This is a genomic window from Candidatus Hydrogenedentota bacterium, assembly GCA_016791475.1.
Classification (GTDB): domain Bacteria; phylum Hydrogenedentota; class Hydrogenedentia; order Hydrogenedentales; family JAEUWI01; genus JAEUWI01.
The window spans coordinates 1-631 of the sequence record JAEUWI010000294.1 but is presented as its reverse complement, the minus strand read 5'-3'; the positions used below and the strand labels follow the sequence as shown (position 1 = coordinate 631).

Sequence of the window (631 nt, the reverse complement as noted above, 5' to 3'; positions counted from 1 at the left end):
CACCGAGGCGGATTATGCCCTCGCGAGTGGTGCAGTTTCGGGGCACTCTGGCGCAATCCTGAGTGATCTGGTTAGCTCACCGTCCGACCGCCACCAACGAAAAGAGCTTCCTAGAGCACTGGTGAGCGCCGTAGGAAGCTCTGAGAATCAAACAGAGTGGGCGATACAAGACTCGAACTTGTGACCCCTAGCTTGTCGAGCTAGTGCTCTAACCAACTGAGCTAATCGCCCGAAAATAGTCGCCGCCGCCCTCGCCGGAGCCGAGTTCTCGGCCAATCGAGCGAACGCCGCGGACGTCGCGGTTGTCCGTTGTTTTGAGACACGCCGCGACAGGTTCCGTTCGGTCGTTGGTTTGCGACTGAACGGCGAACTGCCAAGTGTGACGCACAAATAGAAGATCGTCAAGTGGCCCAACGGACGCGAACCGCGCCGCCGACCTTGCCGGAAACCTAAAGACTGCTCTATCTTACGATCGTTCGCAGCCCTTTCGTCGGCCCTGCGCCGCGCGTCCTTGGTATGGACGTGATTCGGCGCCGGTTGCCGCTATCTCAGGACCACCGATGCTCCAAGTCAAACTTCCCGACGGCAGCGTAAAAGATTATTCCCAACCGGTTCGAGTACTCGATGTCGC

The 631-nt window shown here is 58.6% G+C and carries 1 tRNA gene; it reads right to left on the bottom strand.

Annotation, left to right across the window (positions count from 1 at the left end):
- Positions 1 to 157: 157 nt before the first annotated feature.
- A tRNA-Val gene (locus tag JNK74_29285) sits at positions 158 to 231 on the bottom strand.
- Positions 232 to 631: the final 400 nt, after the last annotated feature.